The sequence below is a fragment of the Arthrobacter sp. P4_H3 genome (assembly GCF_056400885.1).
Genome location: NZ_JBFUKK010000005.1, coordinates 269,616 through 283,466 on the forward strand (window position 1 = coordinate 269,616; position 13,851 = coordinate 283,466).

A 13,851-nucleotide genomic window follows, 5' to 3' on the forward strand; every position below is an offset into this window, starting at 1 on the left:
CAAGCTTCCACCAGCAAGGCGTGGGTAGAATCGAGGCCTAGGATCGCCGAAACGCATGAATACGGAGAACAGAATGTCGCGATGGATGGAGGTCGGCCAAGGCAACCATGTGCTGACCACCGAAGGCTCGAAGCTCAACACCGGACTCATAATCGGCGCCGAACGCGCCATGGTGATCGACACTGGCGGGGGACCGCGGCAGGGCCGGGAGATCCTCGCCGCCGTGCGTGAAAAGACCCAGCTGCCGCTTGTAGTGGTCAACACCCACGCACACTACGACCACTTTTTCGGCAACGCCGTCTTCGCGGACGACGGCGTCACCGAGTTCTATTCCCACGAGAACTGTGCGCGCGAGATTGAGGAAAACGGGGACCGGCAGCGCCGCATGGTCGCCGCCCTGGAACCCGAAATGGCCGCCGGCGAAGGCGCCGACGCCGAACTCGTGGTCCCCAACGCGATCGTGAAGGACCAGCCTGTCCTGGTGGACCTCGGCGGCCAGACCGTGACGCTGTTCTACCTGGGCCGCGGCCACACTGACGGCGACCTGCTGGTGGGCACGTCCACCACCCTGTACGCCGGCGACCTGGTGGAACAGGGCTCGCACCCGTCCTTCGAGGACGCCTTCCCGGAGGAATGGGCCGACGCCCTGCGGCACCTGTCCGCGTTGCGGCACCGCTACGAATTCCTCATCCCGGGCCACGGCGAACCCTGCAGCGACCAGTTCGTGAAGACCATGGCCAACACCATGACCACCGCCGTCCGCCAGGCCATTCAGTCCATCCGTGACACCCCGAGCGACGCCACCAAGGCGATCCCTGTGCTGCCGTACGGGCCGGAGCAGTCCCGCTGGTTCATCAAACGCCTGCAGGAGACCCGCGCGCACCACTAGGATTTCGCTGCCGCTCGACATTCGCGTTGCTCGCGGACAGCCGGTTTCCGGCGTGCTGCCAACAGGTCCCTGCCAAACGAGCGGGGTTCATCACGCCGGCGGCGAGCTAGCTTAACAGGTGCAAGAGGTTCAATGGGTGTGGCGCGACAGATCCGCGCTGACGCCTAGTTGTCATGCTTGGACGTGCCCGGACCCACGAGGACCTCATGGCCCAGGCAAAGTTGGTTGTCGACCAACCTTCCTGAAAGTGGCCCCGCCCGGTCCTATGAGCCACAACGTTTAGTCATAGTCAGGTGCCACTCAGGACCGGCGTGTAGAAGTGAAGCGTGAGCAGATATAACCGTTACGAGAAATTGCCCATGTCCAAGGCGCCGTGGTGGCCGTACATCCAATTCGGCGGGTTAGTCGTTCTGGCTGGCTGCACTTTTCTGGTTGTCACGCTTGCACTGATTAAGTAGCCAAGGCTTCGGGCTACCATCCGCCCTAGACAGGAACTGGAACCGCTCGTCGCCTGGCAGAGTCAGTGCGCTTCTTGAAGGCCATCGGCGGCTTCTCGATGAACTTGTACGTGACGGCGGAAAGAAGTGCCGTGATGGCCAGAACAATGAGGGTGTTCCCGATCCAGCCGGGGATTGTGTCGGGGAGCGCCAGGCCAAACTTCTGCAGCAGCAGGATGACCGGCATGTGCCACAAGTACGCGCTGTACGAGATGGTCCCAGCAATTTTGAACGGACGGGCTTCGAGAATTCCTGAGAGCTGCCCCGGCTGGTTGCGCACGTTCGGTGTGGAGACGAAGAGGATCACGGCCCCGGATAGTACGGCGAACCCGGAGTTGGAGTAGCCGAACTTCCACGCGATTGGTACGCAGACAACGCCGGCAGCGAGGGCAGCCCAGCGGTATCGCTGGAGCGTCTCAGGTGTGATCGTTCCGCTCTTGTAAAGGCAAAGGACCAGGGCGGCAATCATGCCGTACGCGAAGAGGTCCGCGTGATACAGGAAGCTCCTGGCCAGCACGGCTGTCCAGTTTCCGCCCCATTCGAGGTAGTACTCCTCGGCTCGGTTAGCCGGGTTGGTTATGAGTGCGTACCAGAACTTCCCGGCTAGCCCGATGACGAGCATAGCGGCTATGGGCAGTGACGCCCACAGCACGGGGGACTTGCGTGCTCGTCCGATGAGCTTGAACGCGATCAAGGCCATAAGCGGCATCACGATGTAGAAGACCAGTTCAACCGTGAGCGACCAAGCAACGGGGATGCCCGTTTTGATGGCGGTAGGAATTAGGGTCTGCAACATGAGGGCATTACTGATTAGCAGCAGTGGGTCAGTCATGTAGCCGACAGGCTGATCTCCGGCTACTGAAACTTCGCCGAGCTCCGCGGGACGCAGGTATGCCACCCCGGCGACGAGGGCCACGATGAGGAATATAGCAACGTAGCCGGGAAAAATGCGTAGCGCACGATTGTTGAAGTAGCGCCGGAGTTCAGGGAAGCTGGTTCCGTTGACCATCGCACTGGCGAAGGGCCGGTACAGCAAGAAGCCGGAAAGTGCGAAGAATAAGGTCAGTCCCTGTCCGCCCAGGTTGGCGACGGTTCCGAGCCAGTCAGGTCCTGCGTCTGGAGCCATTCGTTGGTTGGTGTGGGTGATGATTACCATCGCCGCTGCGAGGCCGCGAAGGCCTTCGATGCCGATAAGACGTTGCCCCCAAGATGGCGCCGCCCCCAAATCATATTTCTGCGTCATGGTGCACAGCTTATCCGCGCGCCCCTGGGGAGTGTGACTCGTGACGACCGCGGGCGCAAGTCCCACCACCCACTGGGAGCCCATGCTTCAGCATAGGGACTCTTCAGATGGAACATGTTGAAGCCCTACTTGGCACAGGCTCGCGCAGGGCATTCCTGCCGACCAGGCCGCGGTTGCCAGTGCGGCCAACGCTTTAGGCTCCATGGAGAAATGCACATTCGTTGTTGAACCGTATGAAGGCTGGCTCGACAACGATCTCGTGTCCTATGCGATGGAGCATGCAGCCCCTTTATCAGCAATTAGGAAATCCGGTATATAAACACGCGACGGATGTACACAGCGCACCACTAGAAACTGATGACATCAAGCTCTGGCAATTTCTAAAGTCGTTGTTACACTCATGCTTGACGCGGATATCGCGGTCTCTATTTCCCGCGGTCCGGCTCCTGGGGGGTCGACGCCTGGCCCCTAGGATTTCGCGATGTCTCATGCCCTGCGCACCCGTCTGTCCGCCCGCTTACTGATACCCGGTGTTCTGGCACTGGTCTGCGGCTCTGTGGTTTCACTCCCGGCAGCCGCCGACGGCGCGCCGGTGCTTCCGGTTGCACCGGCGGCCGCCGGCAGTCCCGGAACCGCTACCGACCAGTTCATTGTGAAGTTCAAAGATAAGGCCACTGCGGGATCTCCGATGCGGACAGAGTCCCTCAGCAAAGTTGCCCGGAACGCGGGTGTCACCGTGACCGACGTCCGCGGGACAGCCTCAGGTGCCCGCGTCCTGCGGGCCGAGCGCACGCTGGATGCCGGTGAAACCGAGAAGGCGCTGGCAGCGCTGAGGGGGGATCCCGCCGTCGAGCACGCCGAACCGGACATCCGGATGTACGCCACGGCGGCAACTCCAAACGATCCGTACTACCCGCAGCAATGGGGCCTCCACGCCGATGGATGGGGCTCAATCCACCTGCCCGCCGCCTGGGACGTCAGCAAGGGCGCCGGCGCGGTGGTGGCCGTGGTGGACACCGGCATCACCAGCCACTCGGAACTGAACGCCAACGTCCTCCCCGGCTACGACATGATGTCCGACCCCGCCTATTCTCGAGATTCCGACGGCCGCGACGCGAACGCGCGCGACGAAGGTGACTGGACCGCGGCCGGCGCGTGCGGGGACGGCCGCCCGGCCAGCCCGTCCTCGTGGCACGGCACCCAGGTGGCAGGCATCATCGCCGCAACGGCCAACAACGCCAACGGCATCGCCGGAGTGGCGCCGGAGGCCAAGATCCTTCCGGTCCGCGCCCTGGGCCCGTGCGGCGGTTACCTGTCCGACATTTCGGACGGCATCATCTGGGCCGCCGGCGGAAGTGTCGCGGGCCTGCCCGCCAACCCCACGCCCGCCCGGGTCATCAACCTTAGCCTCGGCGCCACCGTTCCCTGTTCGGCGACCTTCCAGAACGCCGTCGATTTCGCCTACAACAGCGGAGCTGCCGTGGTGGTCGCGGCCGGAAACGAGAGCCGGCCGGCCAGGGACACCAGTCCTTCCAACTGCCAGCGCGTCATCTCCGTGGCGGCAACGGACCGTTACGGCTGGCTGGCACCCTACTCGAACTTCGGCACGGCCGTTGATGTGGCGGCGCCGGGCGGCAGCATGGCCCAAGCCCCGCAGGACGGAATTGTGGTGCTGTTCAACCAGGGCACCCAGGCGCCTTCCGCCGAAACCTACGCGTATTCGGAGGGGACCTCCATGGCCGCCCCGCACGCCTCCGGACTTGCCGCCCTCCTGGTGTCCCGGCTGGGAGACCAGATCACCCCAGCCGGTGTGGAAATGCGACTCAAGGACACGGCGTGGAACAACGCATCCGAATGTGCCAAAGGCTGCGGAAGCGGCGTGGTGAACGCGGCGGCGGCACTCACTTTCAAGCCCGACCGGGAGATCACCGGAAGCACCCCCACCATCAGTGGACAGGCCGCCGTCGCATACAACCTTTACGCCGAGGTCCGCAACTGGACCCCCAGCGACATCAGCTTGTCCTACCAGTGGAACCGGAACGGCACCCCGCTTCAGGGAGCGCAGGCATCGAGCTACTTCATACAACCGGACGACGCCGGGACCAACCTCACGGTCACCGTCACCGGCAGCCGGTTCTTCGGGAAAAGCGTAACGTTCACTTCCGCTCCGACGGCACCGGTGGCGGCTTTGGTCATCGCGCCGGATCACGTCGACATCTCGGGGCAGGCCATCGTCGGCGGCCGCCTGACGGCCTACGCAGGGGACTGGTATCCGGCGCCAGTGGCCCTGTCCTACCAGTGGCTCCGGTCCGGCACCGCGATTCCCGGCGCGGTCGCCAGCACGTACACACCTACGGCGGACGACAAAGGCAAGGCGCTATCTGTCCGTATCAACGGCACGAAGGCCGGGTACACGCCGGCCGAACGGACCAGCGCAGAAACGGCCGTGGTGACCACAGGCGTAATTCCTGCGCCTGTTCAGTTCACCGACAGAATCGGGACCCCGAACGACACCTACACCGTGCCCGCCTCCGAAGGGGTGGAGTACGTGATGGCGGGCACCGTGGTCGCCGCCGGGACCTACCCGGGTGCCGGCAACATAGGATTGGTGGCCCAGGCCACTGCGGGCTATGCCCTGATAGAGGGGCAAATTACCTGGTGGAGCCACACGTTCGACTCTTCAGTGTTCCGCGACATCACCGACGGTTCGGCCTTTGCGCTGGAGATCAACTGGCTGGCAACCGATGAGATTACCCAGGGGTGGGCCGAGCCGGACGGGACGCGGACGTTCCGGTCCGCGGAGCCAGTGAACCGGGACCAGATGGCCGCTTTCCTGTACCGGCTGGCCGGCAAGCCGGACTTTGTTCCGCCTGCTGTCTCGCCGTTCGCCGACATCCCGACCGACCATGCCTTCTACAGGGAGATCTCCTGGCTCGAGTGGAAGCAAATCAGCACGGGCTGGAACGAACCGGATGGCACCAGGACCTTCCGGCCGGGCGCCACGGTCAACCGCGACCAGATGGCAGCCTTCATCTACCGCCACGCCGGTAAACCCGACTACGTACCCGAAACCCAGTCGCCGTTTGTGGACATTCCCACGGACCATGGTTTCTACAAGGAGATTTCGTGGCTGGCCAAGAACGGCATCAGCAACGGCTGGGCGGAATCCGCCACCACACGCACCTTCCGGCCAGGCGCATCCATCCTCCGGGACCAGATGGCCGCTTTTATGTACCGCTACGCGGCGAAGCACTAGCCGCTCCGTAGAGCCGCCGGCTCGGTGCCGGGGGCCGCTGCGGGGTGCACTACGCGCCCACCGGCGTGCCGGCCCGTTCACACGCTTGTTACGTAAGTGACAGAGCACAACGCATGTGAGCAGTGATACATTCTGCTTGTGACAACTGGGGAACGTAAGGAGACAGCCCATGTTTGAAGGTGTCCCTGACGAGGATGCGTGGCGCAACTGCACCACGCTCGAAGGCGCTTGTGAACTGACGGCACGATGGCTCGAGGGATCCCTCAGCTATGTGCCCGGTTACACGGCGCCGCAGTACGCCGGAGAGAACGGACCGATGAGCGAGGCCCTGGCCGCGATCAACCGGCTCGGCTTCCTCACGGATGATTCGCAGCCCGGAACGGGCATGGCCGGCGGCAACATGCAGCGCGCGTTTGTGAGCGGCCGCTGCACGGAACAGTCCGCAGCCGTCATTTCAGCGGTCCTGGTGGAAACCGACCTGGTGGTGCTGGTGTTCCCTCCGGGCGAAACCGGCAACGGGCAGATCTGCGTGGCCCTGGAGGGGTCCAGGGAATTCACGTGGCTGGGAAGTTCCGGCGGGCCCTCCTACGCCCACGAAACCTACACGGACTGGGTCAACGAGACACTCGCCAAATCGCTGGCCGAGTGCTGGGAGCTGCAGATCTTTGATCCTGTCTGGGGCCGGAACTCCAAGCTGGTTCCGCTGCTGCAGAAGGCCCTGATCACCGCCAGGGCCTGAGGCCTGCCAGACGTTGTGAAGGTTGGCAGCATCCGGCAGATCCGCGGGTTCCGCCGGTGCGGCCAACCTTCACCTGCGGCCTTTCACTGCCGATGTGTGGGGCCGTTACTTAGGGCAGCTGTGTGCAGGGTTGTAAGCGGCGAACATGCCGTCCGGATTGTCCTTCCACACCCAGGCGTGCAGGGCAAACGTGCCCGGGAACGGGCCGTCTTCGAAGTCCAGGCCGGCGATCTCGGGCCGCTCCGTTGCTGTTGACAGGAATTCGACGGCCACCAGCTTCATCCGTCCGCGCTCGTTGGGCATGTACACGAGCACCTCCGGCTTGCGGGCCTGCGTCTTGTCGTCCAGCAGGTCCTTCTTCAGGTAGTGGAATCCCATGGCGCCGGTGCCGGCCTTCTCCACGCATTCGCTGGCCTTCTCGTAGCCATCCGCAATTGCGTTATCCAGCCAGCGGTAGTCGTCAGTGACATTCCGGAGGGTCTTCACCAGCCGGCGCTGCTCGGAATCCTTCTTCCAGTCGTCACTCTTGTCCGAGCCGTTGTGCCCTGAACCTCCGCCCGAGCCCTCGTGTGCAACGGCGGCGCCCGGGGCAAGTCCCACTGCCAGAACGGCAGCGGCAACCATGGACATCATTCCTGTTTTGGTGCGAGACATCATTTTCTTTTCCAACCCTCTGAGACCCGAGATTTGTTCTTTCGGTAAGGGATGCGAAGCGTGGGAACAAGGTGTCCCACCCTCGCCAGGATGCCGGCCGGCCCGACGGGCACTGCCGGTGAATGAGCCGCCCGGATAGCGAAAAACATCCATCGATTTGGGCGGCGGTATTAGTATGCTCCTCCCGCCAAAAAGTGCGCTAGACGCTGCGCAAAGATAAAAACAGGGGTATTTTGGCCTGTGTTTTTGACTGTGGAATGGCCGTTAACAGGAGTCCGCGCGAGTACTCCAAAACGAGTACCGGATTTCCCGGAAAACGAGTGGTGGAGTGCCCAAAAGACGAGTACAGACCACTCTGTCTAGAGGAGTTACCGAGCCGTAGCGTAAGTGCATGATTAAGGACATTAAGGAAGCGATCCGCCGCTTCGTGGCGAGGAACATCGTTGCAGATGATCCGTACCCCGTCCGATCCTGGCTGGACCAGCAGAACATGCCGCCGGAAACCCGGCCCACCTTCACGCCGCCCATCAAGGACGCCAACGGATGGCAGCACTGACCTAACCGTCATATACCGCTTGACTTGGTTTCCCTGAAACATTGTGCCGGTACCATCACCGGCATGGGGAATTATGCGCGTGGACTGACGGCCCGGGATTCGCGACGGGAGCTGCGCAAGCGGCGTCTCCGTGTGCTGGCCTACGTGGGGCTGGCGGCGCTGGCCGCCGCAACCGCCGTCGTGATGGTGATGGCACTGGGGCGCTGAGTGCGGCAGGACATGAGATAAATCGGTATGCGGTTGACAAGATTTGTCGGATGCTTTAGCGAAATTGGACAGATTTGATATCCGGACATTATGGTGATGAGCGATCCGCTATGGGGGATCTCACAGTTCGTTGCCCGCCGTTCGCCTGAAGAGTCTTCACGTAACGGGACAGCTCGAATGCAACGACGCATCCTGGAGGTAATTCCGTGGCCCTGAGTGAATATGCCTTTGCGCTGTGCGTCCTGATGGGCACCCTTGTCATTCCGTTCACCGCTTTATACCTGCTGCTCCGCCTGAAGCGTGGCGCGGCAACGAAGCCCGTTCCTGTGAAGGTCCGCCAGTAATGCCGTATGTAGACATCAACCCGCACCGCTCCGGCCCCAAATGGCGGGGGTACGTGCTGCTCGGCATTCTCCTGGTCCTCACAGCCGCCGTCGTGGCTGCGGCGCTGTTCCGGGGCTAACCAACCGTCACCCTGAGCTGCGGCTATTCCACAGAAAAGCCTCGGGCGAGAATGTTCTCGCCCGAGGCTTTTGTTGGGTCTGTGATTCGGTTGGCGGGCGGCTACTCGGCGAGCTTCGCGACGGCCTGCGCCCAGAGGAAGAACTTGTTGGTCCCGAGGTCCTTTACCGTCGTGATGCCGAGGGCCTCCTGAAGCTTCAGGGCATCGGCCTCCGAGATGCCCTGGAGGGCCCCCACCGGCGCACTGGCCAGCTCCTCAATGCTCTTGTCTTCGTAATCCTTGTCGAACTTACTGCCAAGTCCTGCCATGGGAAGCTCCTTCGCGTCAGGGGCCGGCCGAAGACCGGTCAGGCGAGGCTGTCGCCTGGGAACATCCCAACACTTGGCGGGTCCCAAAACAAGTGCCTGCCACCCTTGCGGTGGCCGGGCGCCTTCATGGCTGCCACGCTGTTCCGTGGCTAACCACTACCCGCGAAGCACCAGGCAGACGGCCTTGGCCGACCCTTCAAGGGATGCAGGAGGACCCGCCTTCGGACGGGCAGGGTGCTCAGCTCCTGCACGCGCCGGAAGGCGGGTCCTGATGTTCGGCCGGCCGGACGTTGAGCCCCCTGGTCCTTTTGGCAGCTCGTCCCGGTCGGTTGCGATGCCTCCACAGTAGGAGGCGCCGCGCCGCGAATCGCGAGTGCCAACTACCCGTAATTCTCGCTGGGACCACTCGTATCAATGGCCCCATACGCAGCATCCATGAACACTGTTCACTCGAGATGCCAGGGCTGCCGATCCCGATCAGGTGATGGAGAAGGCCGCGCTGGTGACGGTCAGCGTGCCGTAGTGCGCGACCAAGTGGTAGGTGTTTTTCCCGGTGATTGAGAGCCCGTTGAAGGTCGCAACGCCGCCCGTGAGGTTCTGCGGTGTTGCCCCCTTGAGGCTACCCGCCTGCTCCACTTTGGTGATGGTAACCGGGTCGATGCTGGTGATCAGCGGATTCCTGAAGAAGTCCAGGACCTGAACGGTAACTGGTGCCATTGGCTGCCCGTTGGCTGTGTTGGCCGGACCCTGGATGAACTCGATGGTCGTGGCTGTTGAGGCCGAAACGGTGACCGGCGTCGATGCCTGGGCCAGCCCGGATGCCGTGAGCGTGATGCTGGGCGAGCCCGCTTTGGTGTCGCCGTAGTAGAACAACGCCGATGAGGCCCCGGCGGGAATGGTCACCGTTGTGACGGTTGCGCCGCCGGTTGTCAGGGCAAAGACCTTGGTGCCGGTGGAATTCGACGTGGGGGTGACGGTGGTGCTTCCGGTGGTTACGGGATTCCCGTAGGCGTCCTGGCGTTGCACGGTGAACGGTCCGATGGTTGCGGTTGCGGAGGCGGTGCCCGAAGCGGGGCCTGTGACCACGAGCTGAGAGGCGGCCGCAGGCGAGACGGTGAACGGGGTGCTCACGGCGCCGGAGTATCCCGGGCTGGTTGCCAGCAGGGTGTAGCCGGTGCCGGCCTTGTTGACGGACAGGCCCGCGAATGTGGCCTCGCCCCAGATGTTGGTGGTTGCCGTCAGTGTGCCGGAGAGTGTGCCTCCGCCGGGGTTGTTGCCGATGCCGATGGTCACTTGGACTCCGGGCGCCAGGAGCTTGATTCCGAATGCGGTCCGCAGCTCGACGGTGACGGACTGCAGGGCCGAGCCGGCTGTGACACTGGCCCCTGGCTGGACGATGAAGTTGATGGTGTTGATGTTGTCGACAGTGACGTTCCCGCTGGTCAGGCTGGTTGCGGTCCAGGACCGGTGGACGGCTGTAACCACATAATGGTGCGTGCCTTCGGGCGCGGAAGCATCCGTGCACGCGGTGCCCGTGATGAGCGCGGCAGGGCTGCTGCCGCAGGCCAGCATCGACGTGGCGCCGGTGATGCGGGTGACGTAGTAGCCCGTCGGTGCGGGCGTTCCCGTTGATGCAGTCCAGGTGACCGCTACGTTGGAGTTGCTGGTTGCCGGGACCGCCACATTGGTGGGCGCGGCCAGGGTGGCGACTGCCGCCGTCGTACTTCCCGTCCCTGAAGCCGGCCAGTACGCGGAAGCCGCCGGGGCGCCGAAAAGGGCCACCACCACCAGCGCGATGCCAGCGGCGATGACGCGGCCGAATGAGCGGGGAAACAACACCAGCCCCCGCCGGAAGCCATGGGGGGCTTCGGGGGAGCTGGTGTTGCGCCTGCCGGACATTCGTACCTTCTCGACGTTGGCTCAGGGGGTGGTGGGGGTGCCACGTTCACCATTGGGGGATGAAGGTGACGGTACTGAGGAGGAACCGTAGTGCGTTATTCCTTCACTTTGCTTCGAAGTAGAGGGGAACGGTGACGCCCTGGCAATCGTCCTGGTTGGCGGCCCGGTTGACCATCTGGACGGTGACCGAACCGGTGACCGTGGTCCCTGCTGCGATCTCGCCATAGGTGATGGCAGGAGTGCCAACGGCGAAGTCAGTGGCGGAGCAGTTTCCGGCAGTCCAGGCAGTACCGTCAGACTTGGCAACCTTGGCGGTAACGGCGACCAGGTTCTGCGAACCGGTGTTTTCATTCTTGACCGTGAAAGCAGCGGTCTGGGTGGGGCCGCCGGGGGTCAGTGCATCGCCGGCGGCGGGGGTGCTGAGCACCGTGAAGGCCACAGTCGAGCCGGCGCTGGCCGAGCCGGTGCCGATGCCCGTAGCGGACCAGTAAGCGAAGGCTGCGCCGCCGCCGACTGCCAGCATTGCTGCGGTGGTGATGATGATGCGCTTTTTACGTCCAGCTACTTTGCTCATTTGAAGTTCCCCTTGAACTTGTGCGGAGTATCCGCCGACCTTCGGGGCCCTGTCCGGCTCCGTTAGAAAAAGTCTCGTGGACCTCGCTCAAGTGGCCGCCAAGGAACGGTCAAGTGCCCCCCAAGAAATGCTCAAGATTAACTCAAGGGTGATTCTGTAACTCCTGTTACGGGTCTTGCAGGGTTCAGGGCGTTTGTTTACGCTTCCGCACGGGACTGGTGGGCCTCGGAGAGGTGAGCGATGTGCCGTTCCAGATGCTGCCGCAGGCCCAGCTCCGCCTCGCGTTCCGGGCGGGGGAGTCCGCGGACCAGTTCCTCGGCCGTCCGCAGCACCGAACGCCCGCGCTGCGTCAGCCGCACGCTCCTGATCCTGCCGTCGCCCGCGGCGCGCTCCTTGGTCAGGAGGCCCAGGTCCCTCAGCCGGTCCAGGATCTTGCCGAGGCTTTGGGCGGTGATTCCCAGCTCATCGGCAAGTCGGTTCTGGGTGGCCGGCCCCAGCTCCTCCACGCAGTCAAGGGCGTCGAAGGATGACTTGGAGAGGCCCAGACCGACCAGGCAGCGGTTGATCCGGCGCTCGTCCAGCCGGGCCGCCGTCGACAATAAGCGGTGTGTTGACCATCCTGCCGGTCTGTTCTGATGGGCCGAGGCCATGTCCTGGTGCCTGCCTTCCGGAGTACCGCGGCTGGGGACACGGTGGTGGGTGGTGTGAAACCTCACCTAATACTAAGCATGATTACTATTGGATCGTAAGCGCCCGGGGAATCCGGGCGTGTGTGCATGCGTCGACACCGGCCGCTTCTGGGGAGCTGTAGCATGGGTGCATAGACATGCACCTATGCACGTATGGAGTGGGCGATGCTGGCAGTTCTGAGGGATACGACGTACCGCCGGCTGTTCGCTGCGCAGATTGTGGCACTGATCGGCACCGGTCTGCTCACGGTCGCCCTGGGGCTGCTGGCCTATGACCTGGCCGGGAGCAACGCGGGCGCCGTGCTGGGCACGGCGCTGACGATCAAGATGATGGCCTACGTCGGGCTGGCCCCGGTCATCAATGCCGTGGCGGCGCACTGGCCGAAGAAGCGGGTGCTGATCGGGGCGGACCTGGTGCGCGCGGCGATGGCCCTGTGCCTGCCCTTCATCACCGACGTCTGGCAGATCTATATCGTGATCTTCCTGCTGCAGTCCGCGTCCGCGACGTTCACGCCGGCCTTCCAGTCGCTGATCCCGACCATCCTGAAGGACGAGCGGGACTATATCCGCGCGCTGTCCCTGTCCCGGCTGGCCTATGACATGGAGGCCATGGTCAGCCCGGCCATTGCTGCCCTGCTGCTGACCCTGGTCAGTTACAACAACCTGTTCCTCGGAACCGTGGGCGGCTTCCTTTTCTCGGCCCTCATGGTCGCCGTCACGGTGCTGCCCAGGGTCAGCGGAGCTGCGGGTCCCGTGACGTCGCTGTGGCACCGGACCACGCTGGGAACCAGGATCTTCTGGCGGAACCGGCGGTTGCGGTCCCTGCTGGCGCTGAACGTGGTGGTCGCGGCACCCACGGCCCTGGTGCTGGTCAACACGGTGATCTATGTTCGGGACGTCCTGCACCGGCCGAATACCGATCTTGCCCTGGCGCTCGCCTGCTTTGGCGTCGGGTCCATGATCGTGGCGCTGACGGCGCCCCGGGTGCTGGACCGGTTCGGGGACCGGGCCGTGATGCTCACCGGCGCCGCCCTGATACCCGTCGGCCTGGCCGGCGCCACCGCCCTGACCGCCTTTGGCGTCGGCGGTGCCGGATGGGTGCTGTTGCTGGGGCTGTGGTTCCTGCTCGGCGCCGGAAACTCCACCATCCTCACGCCGTCGTCCCGGCTGCTGCGCGATGCGTCCAATGAGGAGACGAGACCCTATGTTTTTACCGCGCAGTTCTCGCTCTCCCACGCCTGCTACCTCCTGACCTATCCGCTGGCCGGGTGGGTCGGAGCAGCTGCCGGACTCGGCTGGGCCGCCGCCGCGCTGACGTTTATTGCGATGATAGGCAGTGCAGGTGCATTCCTGTCCTGGCCCCGGCACCCTGCCGCGGTGCCCCCGAAGATCGAGAGCGAGGAGCACAGCGATGAGCAGCCAGCCGGAGCGCCCGTCCGCAGCGGACCCTGACCACCCGTCCCTGGTGCACCCGGTGGCCCCGGGCCCGGAGCTGCTCGAGGCCGCCGCCGGAACCCTGCGGATGCTGGCCGAACCCACCCGGCTGCACCTGCTCTGGCAGCTCTCCACCGGTCCGAAAACCGTCACTGAACTCACCGGCGTCGCCCGCGTGCCCCGGACGGTGGTCAGCCAGCATCTGGCCAAACTCCGCCTCAGCGGCCTGGTGGACACCCGCAAAGACGGCCGCCATGTCATCTACTCGCTTCACGACGGGCACCTGGTGCGGCTCATCCGCGAAACCATCAACCACGCCGACCACCGGATCACCGGCGAACCGACGCACGAGTAGGGCCCGTCCCCTTCGAGACGGGGGCATCCGCGCGGCATCGCCGGGCGGCGGCGTGCGCCGGGCAGGCAAAAGGCCGGTTCCTGGGTCA

General features: G+C 64.0%; 14 protein-coding genes. 8 read left to right on the forward strand and 6 right to left on the reverse strand.

Features of this window, described 5'->3' with window-relative positions:
- Nucleotides 1-73 precede the first annotated feature (73 nt).
- Nucleotides 74-889, forward strand: a complete 816-nt coding sequence (locus tag AC1DRE_RS09385) for an MBL fold metallo-hydrolase (protein WP_476984366.1) — start codon at nt 74-76, stop codon at nt 887-889.
- A 483-nt stretch (nt 890-1,372) separates the two neighbouring features.
- Here AC1DRE_RS09385 and AC1DRE_RS09390 read toward each other — a convergent pair whose 3' ends face one another.
- Nucleotides 1,373-2,629 carry an acyltransferase family protein gene (locus AC1DRE_RS09390; protein WP_476984367.1) on the reverse strand — a complete coding sequence of 419 codons (1,257 nt, stop codon included), beginning with the start codon at nt 2,627-2,629 and terminating at the stop codon, nt 1,373-1,375.
- A 481-nt stretch (nt 2,630-3,110) separates the two neighbouring features.
- On the opposite strand from AC1DRE_RS09390, the gene AC1DRE_RS09395 reads away from it, so the two are divergent.
- Both AC1DRE_RS09395 and AC1DRE_RS09400 read left to right on the forward strand, forming a co-directional pair.
- Nucleotides 3,111-5,885 carry a S8 family serine peptidase gene (locus AC1DRE_RS09395; RefSeq protein WP_476984368.1) on the forward strand — a complete coding sequence of 925 codons (2,775 nt, stop codon included), beginning with the start codon at nt 3,111-3,113 and terminating at the stop codon, nt 5,883-5,885.
- A 169-nt stretch (nt 5,886-6,054) separates the two neighbouring features.
- Nucleotides 6,055-6,624, forward strand: a complete 570-nt coding sequence (locus AC1DRE_RS09400; protein WP_476984369.1) for a DUF6919 domain-containing protein — start codon at nt 6,055-6,057, stop codon at nt 6,622-6,624.
- A gap of 105 nt (nt 6,625-6,729) precedes the next feature.
- Here AC1DRE_RS09400 and AC1DRE_RS09405 read toward each other — a convergent pair whose 3' ends face one another.
- The gene (locus AC1DRE_RS09405; protein ID WP_476984370.1) at nt 6,730-7,281 is read right to left on the reverse strand and encodes a hypothetical protein; all 552 of its coding nucleotides are present in this window, start codon (nt 7,279-7,281) and stop codon (nt 6,730-6,732) included.
- 388 nt (nt 7,282-7,669) lie between these two features.
- On the opposite strand from AC1DRE_RS09405, the gene AC1DRE_RS09410 reads away from it, so the two are divergent.
- The 3 genes from AC1DRE_RS09410 (at nt 7,670) to AC1DRE_RS09420 (ending at nt 8,385) form a co-directional block, all read left to right on the forward strand.
- A complete protein-coding gene (locus AC1DRE_RS09410; protein WP_476984371.1) occupies nt 7,670-7,834 on the forward strand; it encodes a hypothetical protein in 165 nt (54 codons plus the stop codon).
- A 63-nt stretch (nt 7,835-7,897) separates the two neighbouring features.
- Nucleotides 7,898-8,041, forward strand: coding sequence for a hypothetical protein (locus AC1DRE_RS09415; RefSeq protein ID WP_476984372.1), 144 nt, complete (start codon nt 7,898-7,900; stop codon nt 8,039-8,041).
- 206 nt (nt 8,042-8,247) lie between these two features.
- The gene (locus AC1DRE_RS09420; RefSeq protein WP_476984373.1) at nt 8,248-8,385 is read left to right on the forward strand and encodes a hypothetical protein; all 138 of its coding nucleotides are present in this window, start codon (nt 8,248-8,250) and stop codon (nt 8,383-8,385) included.
- Nucleotides 8,386-8,605: 220 nt separating this feature from the next.
- On the opposite strand, the gene AC1DRE_RS09425 is transcribed toward AC1DRE_RS09420, so the two are convergent.
- From AC1DRE_RS09425 to AC1DRE_RS09440, 4 genes are all read right to left on the reverse strand, one after another.
- A complete protein-coding gene (locus tag AC1DRE_RS09425) occupies nt 8,606-8,812 on the reverse strand; it encodes a hypothetical protein (protein ID WP_476984374.1) in 207 nt (68 codons plus the stop codon).
- A 477-nt stretch (nt 8,813-9,289) separates the two neighbouring features.
- A complete protein-coding gene (locus AC1DRE_RS09430; protein ID WP_476984375.1) occupies nt 9,290-10,711 on the reverse strand; it encodes a hypothetical protein in 1,422 nt (473 codons plus the stop codon).
- Between the two features lie 103 nt (nt 10,712-10,814).
- Nucleotides 10,815-11,285, reverse strand: coding sequence for a hypothetical protein (locus AC1DRE_RS09435; protein WP_476984376.1), 471 nt, complete (start codon nt 11,283-11,285; stop codon nt 10,815-10,817).
- A gap of 197 nt (nt 11,286-11,482) precedes the next feature.
- Nucleotides 11,483-11,884 (reverse strand): MarR family winged helix-turn-helix transcriptional regulator, encoded by a 402-nt coding sequence (locus AC1DRE_RS09440; RefSeq protein ID WP_476984377.1) that lies wholly within the window; start codon nt 11,882-11,884, stop codon nt 11,483-11,485.
- A 255-nt stretch (nt 11,885-12,139) separates the two neighbouring features.
- Between AC1DRE_RS09440 and AC1DRE_RS09445 the strand changes: the two genes are divergently transcribed.
- Together AC1DRE_RS09445 and AC1DRE_RS09450 are read left to right on the forward strand one after the other, a co-directional pair.
- Nucleotides 12,140-13,426 carry an MFS transporter gene (locus tag AC1DRE_RS09445; RefSeq protein WP_476984378.1) on the forward strand — a complete coding sequence of 429 codons (1,287 nt, stop codon included), beginning with the start codon at nt 12,140-12,142 and terminating at the stop codon, nt 13,424-13,426.
- Complete coding sequence (locus AC1DRE_RS09450; protein ID WP_476984379.1) at nt 13,386-13,763, forward strand: ArsR/SmtB family transcription factor; 378 nt, start codon at nt 13,386-13,388, stop codon at nt 13,761-13,763. The genes AC1DRE_RS09445 and AC1DRE_RS09450 overlap by 41 nt, the downstream gene beginning before the upstream one ends.
- The last annotated feature ends 88 nt before the right edge of the window (nt 13,764-13,851 follow it).

Coding starts and splice junctions, on each gene's coding strand:
- AC1DRE_RS09385 (WP_476984366.1), top strand. CDS start 74: ATGTCGCGATGGATGGAGGTCGGCCAAGGCAACCATGTGCTGACCACC.
- AC1DRE_RS09390 (WP_476984367.1), bottom strand. CDS start 2,629: ATGACGCAGAAATATGATTTGGGGGCGGCGCCATCTTGGGGGCAACGT.
- AC1DRE_RS09395 (WP_476984368.1), top strand. CDS start 3,111: ATGTCTCATGCCCTGCGCACCCGTCTGTCCGCCCGCTTACTGATACCC.
- AC1DRE_RS09400 (WP_476984369.1), top strand. CDS start 6,055: ATGTTTGAAGGTGTCCCTGACGAGGATGCGTGGCGCAACTGCACCACG.
- AC1DRE_RS09405 (WP_476984370.1), bottom strand. CDS start 7,281: ATGATGTCTCGCACCAAAACAGGAATGATGTCCATGGTTGCCGCTGCC.
- AC1DRE_RS09410 (WP_476984371.1), top strand. CDS start 7,670: ATGATTAAGGACATTAAGGAAGCGATCCGCCGCTTCGTGGCGAGGAAC.
- AC1DRE_RS09415 (WP_476984372.1), top strand. CDS start 7,898: ATGGGGAATTATGCGCGTGGACTGACGGCCCGGGATTCGCGACGGGAG.
- AC1DRE_RS09425 (WP_476984374.1), bottom strand. CDS start 8,812: ATGGCAGGACTTGGCAGTAAGTTCGACAAGGATTACGAAGACAAGAGC.
- AC1DRE_RS09430 (WP_476984375.1), bottom strand. CDS start 10,711: ATGTCCGGCAGGCGCAACACCAGCTCCCCCGAAGCCCCCCATGGCTTC.
- AC1DRE_RS09435 (WP_476984376.1), bottom strand. CDS start 11,285: ATGAGCAAAGTAGCTGGACGTAAAAAGCGCATCATCATCACCACCGCA.
- AC1DRE_RS09445 (WP_476984378.1), top strand. CDS start 12,140: ATGCTGGCAGTTCTGAGGGATACGACGTACCGCCGGCTGTTCGCTGCG.
- AC1DRE_RS09450 (WP_476984379.1), top strand. CDS start 13,386: ATGAGCAGCCAGCCGGAGCGCCCGTCCGCAGCGGACCCTGACCACCCG.